Below are 14,274 nucleotides of genomic sequence, written 5' to 3'. Positions count from 1 at the left end.
TGCTCACTTAGCAAAGGCTCCAGCCTTTGCGTCAGCTCGCGCCTTGCCTGACGCGCTTTTGACCGGCAACGCAGCGATCCCCTTAGTGTTAACAGACCCTGGGGAGGTGGCGCCGCCACCCAGCGCCGCGTACAGCTGCACGCGGGCGCTGAGCAGGGCGCGGCGGGTCTGCACCCTCTGCTGCTCGGCGTTGAGCAGCTCGCGCTGGGCGTCGAGCACTTCCAGAAATGCCGCGGCGCCATGGTCGTAGCGGAGCTGCGCCAGGCGCGCGCGCTCGGTCTGCGCGGCCAGACTGGTTTGCAGGATGCGCAGCTGCTCGGCCTGCCAGCGTTCGGCGGCGAGTGCGTCGGCGACATCCCTGAAAGCACTCTGCACCGCGCCCTCGTACTGCGCCACCGCGAGATCGCGGCGTACCTCGGCGAGATCGAGCCCGGCGCGACGCCGGCCGCCGTCGAAGATCGGCAGCGACAGGCTGGGCAGAAAGCTCCAGGCGCCGCTACCGGCGTCGAACAGGCCGGCGAGTTCGGCGCTGGCGCTGCCGTAGCTGCCGGTGAGCGTGATGCGCGGAAAGAACGCCGCGCGCGCGGCGCCGATATTGGCGTGGGCGGCGCGCAGGCCGTGCTCGGCGGCGATCAGGTCGGGGCGCCGGTTGAGCAGCTCCGAAGGCAGGCCGGTGCGCGGCGCCAGCACCGGCTCGGTCTCGTCGCTGGACGGCAGCGGCGCACTCAGATCGGTGTTGCTGCCCAGCAGCCGCACCAGGGCATGCGCCTGCTGCGCGCGCGCCTGCGCCAGCTGCGCGCCCAGCATCTCGGCCTGCGCCAGCAGGCTCTGCACCTGGGTCAGCTCCAGCTTGCTGGTGGCGCCGACTTCGTTGCGGCGGCGGAAGATGCGCAGCGATTCCTCGCGGCTGGCGATGCTGCGCTGGGCCAGCGCCAAGCGCTCGTCCAGTTCGCACAGGCCCAGATAGGCATTTGCCACCTGGGCGATCAGCGACAGCCGCACCGCCTGCTGGGCCGACTCGCTGGCGAGCAGGTTTTCCCGCGCCGCCGTCTCCAGGCTGGCGATGCGGCCCCAGAAGTCCAGCTCCCAGGTATTGCTGACCAAGCCGACCTGATACTGGCTGCCGATCACCGGCTGGCCGCTGACATTGAGATCGCCCGGCACCCGCGCGCGACTGTCCTGCGCGCCCAGGCCGATCAGCGGATAGCGCTCGGCGCGCTGCAGGCCCAGGCCGGCGCGCGCCTCTTCCACCCGCAGCGCGGCAACCCGCAGATCGCGGTTGTGCTCCAGCGCCTGCGCGATCAAGGCGCGCAGCTGCGGATCGGCGTAGTAGTCCTGCCAGTCGAGGTCTGGCGTCGCGGTCTCGGTGAGGCGGCCGGCGGTATCGGCCGGATACTGCGCCGCCACCGGCAGCGCCGGCGCGACATAGTCCGGCGCCAGCGACACACAGCCGGCGAGCAGCAGCGCGCTCAGGCCCGTCCACCACCGGACACGGCGTCCGGTAGTGCTGGCATCAAACTCGGTGGCGTTCATCGGAGTGGGCGGTGGCGTTGAAGAAGGAACGGGACAATCTCCGCACCTGGCGGAGACACCGCTCACTTTCCTCCCGCCAGGTGCGTCCGGCGTTGATCCAGGTCAGCGCCGCGCCGGAGCCTCGGGGCGGGTTCGCCACCGTGCGGAAACCCAGGTGGGTCGCCGCCAGATCGCTCTCCTGCGGCTGGAATGAAGCAGGCCATCCAGCGCAGGTAGAATGCCCGCCGGCCCCAATGCGGTGCAGGTCAACATGTCGCTGTTCTCGCGCTGGTTTCGCAAAGCGCCTTCGCTTTCGTCCGTTCCGCCCTCAGCGCCTGCCTTGGCGCCCTCTGAAAAAGCCGATCAGGCGCTCGGGAAGCCGAACGCCGCCCAGCGCGCGCTGGCTGCTTTTGCCGAGGAAAAAGCCTTGCAGTCGGCCATCGATGCCCGGGACTTCCCGGCCGTGGCGCGGCTGGTGGTGGCCGGGTCATCGACCCGGATTCGCCAGGCGGCGGCCCAGGCCATCGAAGATCCGGACCTGCTGCGGCAGCTCATCCGCGAGGTTCGCGGCGGCAATGACAAGAACGTCTACAAGATCCTGAGCGCCAAGCGCGAAGCCCTGCTCGAACAGGCCCGCCAGCAGGAGCTGTTGCAGGCCGAGATCAGCGCGGCCTCGGAGGCGATCGAGCGCCACAGCCGGCAGCCGTACGACGTCGGGTTCGGCCCCTGGCTGACCCAATTGGAGACGCGCTGGGAAGCCGTGGCGGCTCAGGCGGATGCCGAGTTGCAGGGCCGGGTCCAGCAATGGATAGACCGCGCACGGGAAACCATCGCCGAACAGGCGCGCCAGGTGGCGGCCGAGGCCGCGCGTGCGCAGGCGGCGGCCGATGCGGCGGCCGAGGCCAGGCGACAGCGTGAACAGGAGGCGCAGGCATCGGCGGCGGCCACCGCCGAGCAGGCACGGCTGTTCGAGGAGCAGACACGCACCCTCGCTGAACAGCAGCAGGCCGAGCAGCAGGCGCTGCGCCAGATCGCCGAACTGATCCGCAAGGCACGAGCGGCGCTGAGCGACGGCGGCAGTGCACGCGCGGCCAGTCTGCGCCGAGTCATCGAAGAGAAGCGGGCGGGGGCTCCGCCGCTGCCGGACCACCTGGCCGGCCAGTTGCAGCAGCTCGACAAGCTGCTCGACGAGCTGAAGGACTGGAAGAGCTTCTCGGTGACGCCGAAGCGCGCCGAGCTGATCGAGGCGATGGAAGCGCTCATTGACGCGCCACTGGAGCCGCTGACCCTCGCCGACAGGATCAAGAACCTGCAAGACGAGTGGCGCACCCTAGGCAAGGGTGCCGGCGAGAGCGCCGACGCGGATTGGCAGCGCTTCCAGGACGCCGCCCAAAAGGCCTACCAGCCCTGCCGCGAGTATTTTGCGGCGCAGGCCCTGGTCCGTGAGGAGAATCTGCGGCGTCGCGAAACCTTGCTCGCCGAGTTGACAGCGTTCCAGGCGGGAACCGACTGGGAGCAGCCGGACTGGCAGGTCGTGATCAAGACCCTGCGCGAGACGAAGCAGGAGTGGCGCAACTGCTCGCCCGTGGACCTCCAGGCCGCCAAGCCACAGCAGACGCGATTCACCGCGCTCGCCGCGAGCCTGCAAGGTCGACTGGACGCCGAGTACGCCCGCAACCAGAAGCAGAAGGAGTCGCTGATCGAGCGTGCCCAGGTCTTGCTCGCGAGCGACGACGGGCGTAAGGCCATCGACGGAATCAAGGTGCTGCAACAGCAGTGGCGGACCGTGGGCCTGGTGCCGCGCGAGGTCGATCAACGCCTCTGGGGCGAATTCCGCCAGCACTGCGATGCCGTGTTCCAGAAGCGCGATCAGGAGTTCGCCGCCTACACCGCCGGACTCGAGAACAACAAGGCACAGGCCATCGCCCTGTGCGAGCAGATCGAGAAGATCGCCGCGCTCGACGGCGCCGAATTGCTGGCGCAGGCCGGGACGCTGGGCGACATGCGGAACGCCTTCGAGGCGCTGGGCGAGTTTCCGCGTGCCGATACCCGCGAGCTTCGCAGCCGTTTCGAACGAGAGCTGGAGCGCTGCAAGGAGTCTGTGGCCCGTCAACAGGTGCGTGACGCCGAGCGCGCCTGGAACGATCTGTTCGAAGCCGCCAACCAGATCCGTGCCTACCGGCTCGCCGTCGCGCGCACAGCGGACAGGAATCAGATCGACGCCCTGAAAAAGGCGGCCGAAACCTTCATGGCCTCCGTGCCGCGATGGCCCAGGAACGGCCTCGACGCGCTCCAGCAGGCGCTCGCGGGCGAGCGCTCGGCCGATCCGTCGGCGAACGAGGCGGCGGCAAGGCTGCTCTGCATCCGCGCCGAAATACTGGCAGACCTGCCAACCCCACCGGAGGATCAGGCCTTGCGTCGCGACTATCAGTTGCAACGCTTGGTGCAGGGCATGGGACAGCGTCTCAAGGCGGACGAGTCGCAACTGGACGCGATGGCGATCGAGTGGCTGCGCCTCGGCCCCGTCGAGGAGTCGGCCTACGCGCCGCTGCTGCAGCGATTCCGGCGCTGTCGCGAGCGGAGTTGACGCTGGCGCAGCGTCGTATGCTGCCTACCTCGCAAGCCCACCCGCGGAGCACCTCCATGCCAGCACGCCCTGCCCCGAGTCAGCACCCGGCCGGAGCCGCGGCCATGATCCGCGAGGTGCTGCGCATGAGCGATCCGCGCCAGTTCGGTTTCAGCGAGGTGCTGTTCCCCGGACTCGCCGTGAGCGAAGACTGAATGCCGGCCTGGCTGCGCCGGCCCGAGCGGGCCGTTGGCGGGTGCAAACTTTCAGGCGCGAAAGCTGACTGCCAGTTCATCGTCAGCACGATTTTTGATGCGGAAAGCGCGGGCGACTTCGCCACCGCTACGGGCTTGCCATGAATATCGCCACCGCTACGCGAAACCGCGCACAGGCCACGCGGAAACCCGCACTCGCCATGCAACAATGCATGGGCATCCTTTGTGAACCCTTGAACGCCGCGAGGCGCTGCGCATCCATGCCGCTGAAGACCACCCTGCGAGTCTCTTTCCTGGCCTCGCTGCTTGCCCTGCCGCTCTCCGTCCACGCCAAGGATCTGCTCCGCATCTACGAGCTGGCCAGCAAGAACGACGCGAACCTGCGCGCCGCCGGCTTTGCCCGCGATGCCGCGCTGGAAGCCGCGCCGCAGGCCAAGGCCCTGCTGCTGCCGCAGATCGCCGCCGGCTACGACTACGTGGTCAACGACTCCGAGATCGAGATCACTTACACCGAGCCGACCACCGGCACCGCGATCCCCTACTCGCGCAAGAACGACGGCAGCGACAAGAGCCTGAGCATCACCCTCAAGCAGCCGCTGTTCGACCTCGAAAGCTGGAACCGCCTGAAGCAGGCCAACGAGCAGGTCGCGCTCGCCGAGCTGAGCTACAAGACCGCCCGGCAGGCCCTGCTGCTGAAAGTCGCCGAGGCCTACTTTGGCGTGCTCGGCGCCCGCGACGTGCTGCGCTCGGCGCGTACCGAGAAGCAGGCGCTGGCCCAGCAGCTGGAGCTCGCCAAGCAGAATCTGGAAGTCGGCATCTCCAGCGTCACCGACACCGAGGAGGTGCAGGCGCGCTACGACCTGAGTGTCGCCAGCGCGCTGGAAGCCGAGCAGGCGCTGGCCACCGCCACCGAGGCGCTGGAAGAGATCAGCCGCGAGCCGCTGGTGAATCTCGAAGAGCGCGCGGTGCAGGTGGTGCCGCTCAGCGAGGCCGCCAAGCAGCCGCTGGCGGCGCTGCGCGAAGACCTGCCGCTGCCCAGCCCCAAGCCGGCCAGCGCCCAGGCCTGGGTGACGCAGGGCCTGCTCGGCAATCTCGACGTGCTCGCCGCCAAGCTCAACTTCAACGTCGCCAGCTACGCGGTGAAAGCCGCCCAGGCGCGTCATCTGCCGACGCTTTCTGGCAGCGTCAATTACGCCGACAGCACCAGCGAGTCCGGCACCCTGCCCTATACCTTGTCCGGCCCCTCCTACGGCCTGCGCCTGAGCCTGCCGCTGTTCGCCGGCGGCGCCACCCAGTCCGGCGTGCGCCAGGCGGTGGCGACCCGCGAGCAGAAGCTGGCGGAAGTCGATGCCGCCCGTCGTCAGGCCGAGCGCCAGCTGCGCAGCACCTACCAGGGTGTGGTCACCGGCAGCTCCAAGGTGAAGGCCCTGAAGGCCGCCGCCGCCTCCAGCCGCAGCGCCCTGGTGGCGGTGGAAACCGGCCTGGAGATCGGCACCCGCACCGCCATCGACGTGCTCAATTCCCGCCAGCAGCGCTACGCCGCCGAGCGCAACTACGAGCAGTCGCGCTACGAATACCTGCTCTCGCTGCTGCGCCTCAAAGCGCTCGCCGGCCAGCTGGTGCTGCGCGATCTGAAGGAAGTGGACGGCCTGCTGGTCGGCGACTGAGCGACGATCGCGTGATGCCGCTCAAGCCTGGGCAGCCGGCAGGTTGTGCATCCAGCTGCGCTCCTGCACGCGCTCGCAAAGGCGCCAGCCCTGGGCGGTGCGCCGCAGGCGGTCCCGATACCAGAGGCCGATAAACAGCACCTGGTCCGGCCCGGCTTCGGGGCCGGAAATCATCATCACCTGCGCCGCCGAGCGCGCCCGCGCCTGATCGTCGCCCTCGAACTCGATCAGGCTGGTGGAGATCGTGTGCTGTGTGCCACGTACGCCGGCGATGGCGGCGGCGAGATAGGCCGCCATCGCCTTGGCGTCCGCGCGCGGACCACCGAACGCCGTGTAGTCGAGATTCGCGTCCTCGGTGAAGAGCTGCTCGAAGGCCGGCCAGTCGCGGCGGTCCAGCACATGGCAGTAGCGCACCAGCAGATCCTGGATGTCGAAACGGTCGACGAGCTGTCTTGGGCTCATGGGCTCCCCTCGCTGGGCATGCAGGTCAGCACCATGTCCGACTCGAATCGGACCTACCTGCTGCAAACGGGGGAGCCGGCCCTACCGGAGGTCGCTGGCGGCGACCTGCACTATCCCTGATTGGGAGCTTCGCTATTCCGCCAAACGCTTCTTCATGAACTCGATCAGCGCATCGAAGCGCCCTTCGCTGGCGCGCTCCTTGGTGAGGCCGACAGTCATTTCCACCTGCTCGCCAATGCACACCAGGCCGACGCAGGCGCTGCCGCGGATCGGGATGCCGAGCAGGCTGGTGGGCGTGAAGCCGGGCGCCAGCAGCGGGCGTGGATCGAACTTGCCTAGGTTGGACAGCGCCACCGTTTCCATCGGCTTGCGCTTGAGATAGTTCTTGGCGGTGCGGCCCATCATCTTGTCCAGCCAGGCCAGCGGAAAGATTTTGAAGATGCCCAGGATGCGCGGGTAATAGGCCTCCATCTTGCGGTCGAGCATCTCCTTGAGCCGCAGGCGGAATTGCTCGGCGCCTTCGCCCTTCTTGATCGGCACCAGCAGCATGTTGGCGTAGTTGGCGGTGCTGAGCAGGCCGGGCGCGTGGCGGCGCATGTCCACCGGCACGCCGATCAGCGCCGGCAGATCGGTCTTCTGCTGCATGAACTCGGCGATCGCCTCGGCGACGCGCGCCATCTGGTTCTTCAGCGGCTTGCCGAGCTGCACCCGGCGCCAGACATCGCCCACCTCCGGCCCGCTGGCCGCGCCGGTCACCGAGTCGGTCTTGATGTGGCGCGAGGTGGACTCGTTCGCCCCGGTGCTGAGCATCAGTTCGACATCGGCGAAGCTGGCATTGGTGCCGACCAGCGGCTCGCCGCGCAGGGCGCGGAACAGCTCCTGGTAGAAGTGCACGCTGCCCATGCCGTCCATCACCGCGTGGTGACTGCGCAACACCAGGGTGGTGCGATTGCCGGGGCGGGGAATCACCACCAGCTCCACCGTGGGCCCGGCGCGCAGATCGAGCTTGGTGGCGTAGAGCACTTCGACGCCGCGGTCGGAATGCGCGTCCCACTCGCAGTTCTCGATCAGGCGCAGGCCTGGCATCGGGCCGTCGCTGTCCCAGCGCGCCCACCAGCAGTCGCCGTGCAGGCGCAGGCGGGCGCCGGGGTTGGCGGCGGCGGCGGCATCCAGCGCCGAGCGCCACTGCTCCATGCTGAGCTGGCCCTCGCCTTCCAGCACGATGCCGTTCTCGCGCGGAATCTCCACGGTCTTGCCGCTGATGCCGACACTGGCGTGGTAGTACTCGATCACCGACAGCTTGCGGGTGTAACGGCTCACCGGTGCCAGGGGCGGCAGCGGCTTGGGCTTAAACAGAGCGAAGGGCATCGACGATCTCCAGTTTTGAAGCCCTGACCGCCGGCAGCACTCCCCCGAGTACGCCCATCAGGACCGAGAACAACAGCACTTCCACGGCGATGCCCGGCGTCAGGATCAGCCGGAACACCACCTCGGAAAAGGTCTGCACATTGGTGGTGGAAATCTCGATGCGCTGCATGAAGGCGGCGGCGATCAGGCCGAACACGCCGGCGACCAGGCCGAGCAGCATCGCCTCCTGCAAGAAGGCCATCACGATGTTTCCGCGCCGAAAGCCTAAGGCCCGCAGCGTGCCGATCTCGCGGGTGCGGTTGGCGACGCTGGCGTACATGGTGATCATCGCGCCGATGATCGCGCCCAGCGAGAAGATGATGGTGATGGTCTGGCCCAAGATGCTGATGAAGTTGGCGAGGTTCTCCGACTGATCGGCGTAGAACTGCACCTCGCGCTTGGTGTCGAGCTTGAGCTGCGGCTGGCGTTGCAGGGCCTCGTCGAACAGCGCGTAGCTGCCGGCATCGCGCAGGCCCACCACCAGCGAGGAATAGGCCTGGCGGCGGAAGGCCTGCATCATCTGCTCGCTGTCGCCCCAGATCTCGGAATCGAAACCGCTGCCACCGGCATCGAAGACGCCGACCACGGTCCAGTCGCGCAGGCCGAAGCTCAGGCGGTCGCCGATCTTGAGCCCCACCTTGCCGCGCGCCATCGCCGAACCGACCACCACTTCCGAAGAGCCAGGACGGAACAGGCTGCCGGAGGTGATCTTCACCTGCGGGCGCATCTCGATGCCGATGGGCGTGGTGCCGCGCACCACGATGTTGGCGAGGCCCTTGCCGTCCTTGCGCGGCATGTTGACCAGCACCAGCACCTCGCGGGTGATGCGCGCCTGGCCGCCGGCGCCGCTGGCGAGGCCGGGCAGCGACTCGACCATGTTGGCCTGCTCGCGGGTGATGGTGCTCTGCACCTCGGTTTGCGAACCCTGCCGGATGATCACCAGATTGTTGTAGGAGCCGGTGCCGCCCAGGGTCTGGCGCAGGCCCTCGGCCATCATCAGCACGGTGGCGAACACGAACACCACCAGCGCCATGCCGGCGGCGGTGAGGATGGTGGTGAGCTTGCGGGCGATGAGATTGCGCGCCACGTAGGCGATCGACAGCCCGCTACCGAGCGGCGCACTCATATCTGTGCCTCCGAATCACGGTGCGCGGGCGCGATCGCCTTGCCGGCGATCCCGCTGCGCGGGCCCCTCGCCGGGTGGCTCATGTCACCACCTCCGAACCCGCGCGCATCGGCGGCGGAGGCCCGATGTCGGCGGTTGGTGACCATCGCCTTGCCGGCGATCCCGCTACGCGGGTCCCTCGCCGGGTGGCTCATGTCACCGCCCTCAGACCGTCGACGATGCGCACGCGGGTGCTGTTGATCGCCGGCGCCAGTGCCGCGAACACGCCGATCAGCACCGCCGAGCCCAGTTGCAGCAGCACCGTCTCCGGCCGCACCTCGAACACGACGAAGAGATCGCGGGTGGCGCGGAAGAACGAAGCCGCCGCCGGGAAGGTGAGCGCAATGCCTAGCAGGCCACCGGCCAGCGACAGCGCCAGCGACTCGCCGAAGATCAAGAGCGACACGAAGCCGTCGGAAAAGCCCAGGGCCTTGAGCGTGGCGTACTCGCGCATGCGCTCGCGCGCCGCCATCGCCATGGTGTTGGCCATCACCGCCATGATGATCAGCACCACCACATAGGCGACGGTCTGGATCGCCAACAGGATGGTATCGACCATGGCGATGAAGCCGAGCTGGAAGGCCTTCTGGGTTTCGGTGCGGGTTTCCGCCAGCGAGTTCTTGAAGCTGCTGTCGATGGCCGCTGACACCGCCGCCGCCTGCGCCGGATCGCGGATGTCGACGATGAACACGCCGACCTTGTCGGCCAGCGAGGGCAGCAGCGCCTTGATGGTTTCGTTGACGTAGTGCCAGTGCATCAAAAACTGGTTCTCGTCGGTCTTGTCGTCGGCACCCTGGTAGATGCCGCGGATGGTGAAGCTCCAGTTGCCGGGGTAGATGGTGCCGCGCAGCGGCACCTGGTCGCCGACCTTCCAGCCGTACTTCTTCGCCAGCTTGCGGCCGACGATGGCTCCGCGGCGGTCGCGCTTGAAGTCGGCCAGCTCGGCCGGGGCGACGCGGAATTCCGGGTAGAGGTCGAAGTAGCTCTGGGCATCCACCGCGAACTGCGCGAAGAAGTTCTTCTCGTCGATGTAGATGCCGCCGAACCAGTTGGCGAAGGTGACGCTACGCACCCCCGGCACCTTGCGGATGCGCTCGGAGTACGTGGCCGGCAGCGGGAAGCTCAGCGAGGCCTCGCTGCGGGTGATCAGCCGCCCGGAGGAGCCCAGCTCGGCGCCCGCGTACCAGGAATCGACCACGGTGCGCAGCAGCCCGAAGCTGACGATGGCTATGGCGATGCCGGCCATGGTCAGCCCGGTGCGCAGGCGGTGGCGCAGCATGTTCTTGCGCGCCAGCTTGAGCACATAGCCGTAGAGCACTAATGCGCTCCGCTGCCGGACAGCAGCACGCCTTTCTCCAGATGCACCTGGCGCTTGGCGCGGTTGGCGCACTTGGGATCGTGGGTGACCATGACGATGGTCTTGCCCAGCTCGCCATTGAGTCGGTCTAGCAGGTTGAGCACATCGTCGGCGGACTGCCGGTCGAGATCGCCGGTGGGTTCGTCGGCGACGATCAGGGTCGGGTCGGTGATCAGCGCGCGGGCAATCGCCACGCGCTGCTGCTGGCCGCCGGAGAGCTCGTTGGGATAGTGGTCCATGCGGTCGGAAAGGCCGACCATCGCCAGCGCGGTCTCGACATGCTCGCGCCGCTCGGCGCGGTTGAGCCCGGTGAGCAGCAACGGCAGCTCGACGTTCTCGAAGGCATCGAGCACCGGCATCAGGTTGTAGAACTGGAACACGAAGCCGACATTGGCGGCGCGCCAGGCGGCGAGGTCGTTCTCCGGCAGCGCGGCGATGTCGATGCCGTCGATCAACAGGCTGCCGCTGGAAGGCTTGTCGATGCCGGCGATGAGGTTGAGCAGGGTGCTCTTGCCGGAGCCGGAAGGCCCCATCAGCGACACGTAGTCGCCGGCGGCGATCTCCAGGTCGATGCCCAGCAGCACCGGCACCGGCTGGTTGCCGCGCCGGTAGGTCTTGCTCAGCTCGCGGATGCTGATCAGCGAGGAACTCATTACTTGCTCTCGGCGAGCTTGATCCGCGCCCCGTTCTTGAGCGCGCCGGGCGCGGCCAGCAGCAGGCTGTCGCCCAGCTTCAGGCCTTCGCCGGCGATCTCGCGCACGCCGCCGAGCAGGCGCCCGGCGCTCACCGTCACCGCCTCGGCGCGGCCGTCGGCGCCGGTCTTGAACACCTGCGCCTTGCCCTCGGTTTCCAGCACCGCTTCCGGGCTCACCGCCAGCACCGGCTGCTGGTTGGCGGAGTCCACCGCCTGCGAGAGAAACGCCACCCGCGCGCTCATGTCGGGCAGGATCTCCGGATCGGTGTCGAGGAAGCGCACCTTGGTGGTGACCGTGGCGCTGGAGCGGTTCACCGCCGGCACCACCACCGCCACCTCGCCGCGGTAGCGGCGGTCGGGGAAGGCGTCGAGCACGATCTCGCAGGGCTGGCCGGCCTTGATCTGCGCCAGCGCCGATTCCGAGACCTCGGCATCGACTTCCAGCGTGCTCATGTCGGCGATCACCACCGCCGCGCCCTTGGCGTCGGCCGCCGAGGACAGCGAGGTGACGATGTCGCCGACGTTGGCGGCGCGGGCGATCACCACGCCGTCGAAGGGTGCGCGCATCACCGTGTAGTCCACCGCGCTGCGGGCGTGCAGCTCGTTGGCCTTGGCCGCTTCCAGCGAGGCCTGGGCGCTGGCGCGGCCGGCGCTGGCGCGGGCATGACGCGACTTGGCGTCCTGCAGGTTCATCAGCGACACCAGCCGGCGTTTGAACAGGATGTTGACGCGGTCGAGATTGCGCTGCGCGTCGTCGAGCTCGTTCTGCGCGCTGCTGACCCCGGCCACCGCCACCGCGGTGTTGGCGACCGCCGCCTGGTAGGCGGCCTCGACATCAATGCCTTCCAGCCGCGCCACCACGGTGCCGGCCTTCACGAAGTCGCCCTCGCTCACCCCCAGCCATTCGATGCGGCCGGTGCCCTTGGGCGCCACCGCGGCCTTGCGGCGCGCCACCACATAGCCGGTGGAGTTGAGCATCACGAACTGCTGCGAGGGCCAGGCGCTGACCACCTGGGTGGTCTGCACCGGCACCGGGCCGGGCACCAGCGCCCAGGCGGCGATCAGCAGGCCGCCGCCGGCCAGCAGCAGGTTGCGACGGCTGAACAGGCCCTTGCGGGAGGAAGTCTGTGCGCTCAGGCGGCCATCACGGCTGACACGCAGCTTGCCGAGGTCTAGGTCTTTCAAGGGGAGGTTCCTGCGGGGGTCGCGGACGGCGAGAAATGTTGCTGGAAGGCGGCCACCAGGGCATCCAGCTGGCCCTGGTGGTTGTAGGCGGCGGGCGCGGCGAAGCTCACCGTCACATGGTCGGGGTAATTCACGAAGATCAGATTGAGCTTGCCCACCGCGCCCGGCACGCCGTAGCAGCGGCCGTTGGCGAAGCCGGGAAAGCTGTAGGTCTCGGTCTTCAGGCTACCCATCGACACCACACCGCCGGTCGGCAGCGCCGGCGTCACGGTGTAGAGCACCTTGTCGATGTTGGGCCTGAGCTGGCGCAGCATGAACCATACCGGCACCCACAGGAGCTTGCGGATGCCCGGGAACTGCCGGCAGTCGGCATAGGCCTTGAGCCGCTGGCCGAGCTGCACCACCAGGCTGCGCGAGGTGGCACCTTCGGGCACGGTCAGGCGCAGATAGCCGGTGAGATTGCCGATGCCCATTTCCTGGATGCGGAAACCGCGGTAGTCCACCGGCACGGTGAAGCCCACCTCGCCGGCCTCGCGCTTGCGCGCCCACTCGGCGAGAAACACCGCCGCCTTGGTCAGCAGCTGCGGCACGTCGCGCGGCAGCAGCACCCGGCGCCAGACGTAGCGCAGCGGCCCGCGCTCACCCTCGGGCGCCACCGCCAGCACCGGGATGCACTGCGAGGGTGGCCGCTCCGGCTCCTCGGGAATCTTGTCGGCGTACTGCTGCTGCACGTCGTAGTCGGTGAGCCGCGAGTCCGAACCCAGCGGCGCCTCGCCGCGCATCACCCGGCAGACCTCGGCCATCCAGTGGATGCAGCCGCGACCGTCGATGGCGGCGTGCAGGGTGCGGAAGACGAGGCGGGTGCGGCCGTCGCGGCAGGGCACCAGCAGGATGTCGGCCACCGCCTGGCGCGGATTCAGCGGCTCGTCGAGAAAGGACGCGCCGGCCTCGCTGTTGCCGTCCCAGTCCGACAGCGGCTGCGGGCGCACCTTGGGCGCCACGCCGCTGTCGACCCACTTGCACCAGCCGAGCACGCCGCGCAGGCGCACGCGGATCGCCGTGTTGGCGGCGGCGGCGATGTCCACCGCCTTCTGCAAGGCCACCGGGTCCACCGTGCCGTCGCCTTCGACGATGCCGTCGACGTGGTAGCGGTAGGCGCCGTGCAGCACCAGGGAATAGCGCTCCAGGCCGGACAGCGGGCGCTCGTAGCGGGCACTCATGGCAGGACTCCGGTGACCGGCGGCACCGTGGTGGTTTCAGCGGGAAGACGCATGGAATGCGGAATCGGGTTCAGGAAGTTTTCCAGAAGCACCAGCAGCTCGGCCGGTGCTTCCTCGGGGATGTAGTGGCCACAGGCCAGGAGCTTGAGCTGCGCCTGTGGCAGCAGCGAGGCAAGCCGCTCGCCGGCGGCGAGGCAGGGCGAGCGCAGGCCGTAGACCAGGAGCACCGGCAGCTCCAGCGCGGCGAGCGCGGCCTCGGGCTCGGCGTCCATCGCCAGTACGTCCTGGCGCAGCGTGGTGTCGAACAGCAGCGCGCCCAGGCGTTGCAGCAGGCGCTCGCGGCGGCGGCCGCTCAGGCCCGCGGCGCTGGCCAGCTCGCCCAGCACCCATTCCGCCAGCGCCTCGCGGCTGGTGGCGTTGAACAGGCTGGGCGCCACGTAGTCGCGCGCCGGCATCGGCGCATCCACCAGCACCAACTGGCGCACGCGGCCAGGGTGGCGCAAGGCGTAATGCAGGGCGATCAGCGCACCCATGCTGTGACCGACCAGATCCACCGGCCCCTGGCCGCAGTGGTAGTGGTCGAGCACCGCCTGCAAGTCATCGGCCTGCTGGTCGAGGTCGTAGCCGGAAGCGGCGAGGCTGCTGCCGCCGTGGCCGCGCTGGTCGTAGAGCAGCACCTGCCGGCTCGCCGACAGCGGCGAGGCGATGGCCGAGAACCAGCTCGCCATGTTGCCGTTGGCCAGGCCGTGCAGCATGAGCAGCGGCGCGCCCTGGCCCAGGGCCAGGGATTGCAGCTCGGCACCAGCGACCGCGATGGTTTCCAT

General features: G+C 68.7%; 12 protein-coding genes. 3 read left to right on the top strand and 9 right to left on the bottom strand.

The features are described from left to right. Positions 1-3: 3 nt before the first annotated feature. On the bottom strand, positions 4-1,533 hold the full coding sequence (locus tag AC3WT6_RS03240) for an efflux transporter outer membrane subunit (RefSeq protein WP_492652120.1): 1,530 nt from the start codon (positions 1,531-1,533) through the stop codon (positions 4-6). A gap of 217 nt (positions 1,534-1,750) precedes the next feature. Between AC3WT6_RS03240 and AC3WT6_RS03235 the strand changes: the two genes are divergently transcribed. From AC3WT6_RS03235 to AC3WT6_RS03225, 3 genes are all read left to right on the top strand, one after another. Then, entirely contained in the window at positions 1,751-4,099 is a 2,349-nt protein-coding gene (locus tag AC3WT6_RS03235; RefSeq protein WP_492652119.1) for a DUF349 domain-containing protein, read from the top strand. Between the two features lie 194 nt (positions 4,100-4,293). After that, complete coding sequence (locus AC3WT6_RS03230) at positions 4,294-4,437, top strand: hypothetical protein (RefSeq protein WP_492652118.1); 144 nt, start codon at positions 4,294-4,296, stop codon at positions 4,435-4,437. Positions 4,438-4,553: 116 nt separating this feature from the next. Beyond that, positions 4,554-5,960: a TolC family outer membrane protein gene (locus tag AC3WT6_RS03225; RefSeq protein ID WP_492652117.1), complete on the top strand. Its 1,407-nt coding sequence runs from the start codon at positions 4,554-4,556 to the stop codon at positions 5,958-5,960. 21 nt (positions 5,961-5,981) lie between these two features. Here the strand turns inward: AC3WT6_RS03225 and AC3WT6_RS03220 are convergent, their stop codons facing one another. The 8 genes from AC3WT6_RS03220 to AC3WT6_RS03185 all read right to left on the bottom strand — a co-directional run bounded on the left by AC3WT6_RS03220 (position 5,982) and on the right by AC3WT6_RS03185 (position 14,274). Next, positions 5,982-6,422 carry a nuclear transport factor 2 family protein gene (locus AC3WT6_RS03220; RefSeq protein ID WP_492652116.1) on the bottom strand — a complete coding sequence of 147 codons (441 nt, stop codon included), beginning with the start codon at positions 6,420-6,422 and terminating at the stop codon, positions 5,982-5,984. A 132-nt stretch (positions 6,423-6,554) separates the two neighbouring features. Then, positions 6,555-7,790 (bottom strand): hypothetical protein, encoded by a 1,236-nt coding sequence (locus tag AC3WT6_RS03215; RefSeq protein WP_492652115.1) that lies wholly within the window; start codon positions 7,788-7,790, stop codon positions 6,555-6,557. Next, entirely contained in the window at positions 7,771-8,955 is a 1,185-nt protein-coding gene (locus tag AC3WT6_RS03210) for an ABC transporter permease (protein WP_492652114.1), read from the bottom strand. Before AC3WT6_RS03210 ends, AC3WT6_RS03215 begins: the two co-directional genes overlap by 20 nt. Before the next feature lie 190 nt (positions 8,956-9,145). Then, complete coding sequence (locus AC3WT6_RS03205; protein ID WP_492652840.1) at positions 9,146-10,273, bottom strand: ABC transporter permease; 1,128 nt, start codon at positions 10,271-10,273, stop codon at positions 9,146-9,148. A gap of 38 nt (positions 10,274-10,311) precedes the next feature. Beyond that, positions 10,312-11,004 carry an ABC transporter ATP-binding protein gene (locus tag AC3WT6_RS03200; protein ID WP_492652113.1) on the bottom strand — a complete coding sequence of 231 codons (693 nt, stop codon included), beginning with the start codon at positions 11,002-11,004 and terminating at the stop codon, positions 10,312-10,314. After that, positions 11,004-12,230 (bottom strand): efflux RND transporter periplasmic adaptor subunit, encoded by a 1,227-nt coding sequence (locus AC3WT6_RS03195; RefSeq protein ID WP_492652112.1) that lies wholly within the window; start codon positions 12,228-12,230, stop codon positions 11,004-11,006. Before AC3WT6_RS03195 ends, AC3WT6_RS03200 begins: the two co-directional genes overlap by 1 nt. Beyond that, positions 12,227-13,450, bottom strand: coding sequence for a hypothetical protein (locus AC3WT6_RS03190; RefSeq protein WP_492652111.1), 1,224 nt, complete (start codon positions 13,448-13,450; stop codon positions 12,227-12,229). The genes AC3WT6_RS03195 and AC3WT6_RS03190 overlap by 4 nt, the downstream gene beginning before the upstream one ends. After that, on the bottom strand, positions 13,447-14,274 hold the full coding sequence (locus AC3WT6_RS03185; RefSeq protein WP_492652110.1) for an alpha/beta fold hydrolase: 828 nt from the start codon (positions 14,272-14,274) through the stop codon (positions 13,447-13,449). The genes AC3WT6_RS03190 and AC3WT6_RS03185 overlap by 4 nt, the downstream gene beginning before the upstream one ends.

This window comes from Stagnimonas sp. FW305-C-60 (genome assembly GCF_058782965.1).
The sequence above is the reverse complement of the archived record's forward strand: the minus strand, read 5'-3'. Positions and strand labels throughout refer to the sequence as shown.

What these genes read in the sequence shown, in the direction of transcription:
- AC3WT6_RS03240 (WP_492652120.1), bottom strand. Translation starts at nt 1,533, where the DNA reads ATGAACGCCACCGAGTTTGATGCCAGCACTACCGGACGCCGTGTCCGG.
- AC3WT6_RS03200 (WP_492652113.1), bottom strand. Translation starts at nt 11,004, where the DNA reads ATGAGTTCCTCGCTGATCAGCATCCGCGAGCTGAGCAAGACCTACCGG.
- AC3WT6_RS03235 (WP_492652119.1), top strand. Translation starts at nt 1,751, where the DNA reads ATGCCCGCCGGCCCCAATGCGGTGCAGGTCAACATGTCGCTGTTCTCG.
- AC3WT6_RS03225 (WP_492652117.1), top strand. Translation starts at nt 4,554, where the DNA reads ATGCCGCTGAAGACCACCCTGCGAGTCTCTTTCCTGGCCTCGCTGCTT.
- AC3WT6_RS03215 (WP_492652115.1), bottom strand. Translation starts at nt 7,790, where the DNA reads ATGCCCTTCGCTCTGTTTAAGCCCAAGCCGCTGCCGCCCCTGGCACCG.
- AC3WT6_RS03230 (WP_492652118.1), top strand. Translation starts at nt 4,294, where the DNA reads ATGCCGGCCTGGCTGCGCCGGCCCGAGCGGGCCGTTGGCGGGTGCAAA.
- AC3WT6_RS03190 (WP_492652111.1), bottom strand. Translation starts at nt 13,450, where the DNA reads ATGAGTGCCCGCTACGAGCGCCCGCTGTCCGGCCTGGAGCGCTATTCC.
- AC3WT6_RS03205 (WP_492652840.1), bottom strand. Translation starts at nt 10,273, where the DNA reads ATGCTGCGCCACCGCCTGCGCACCGGGCTGACCATGGCCGGCATCGCC.
- AC3WT6_RS03220 (WP_492652116.1), bottom strand. Translation starts at nt 6,422, where the DNA reads ATGAGCCCAAGACAGCTCGTCGACCGTTTCGACATCCAGGATCTGCTG.
- AC3WT6_RS03185 (WP_492652110.1), bottom strand. Translation starts at nt 14,274, where the DNA reads ATGGAAACCATCGCGGTCGCTGGTGCCGAGCTGCAATCCCTGGCCCTG.
- AC3WT6_RS03210 (WP_492652114.1), bottom strand. Translation starts at nt 8,955, where the DNA reads ATGAGTGCGCCGCTCGGTAGCGGGCTGTCGATCGCCTACGTGGCGCGC.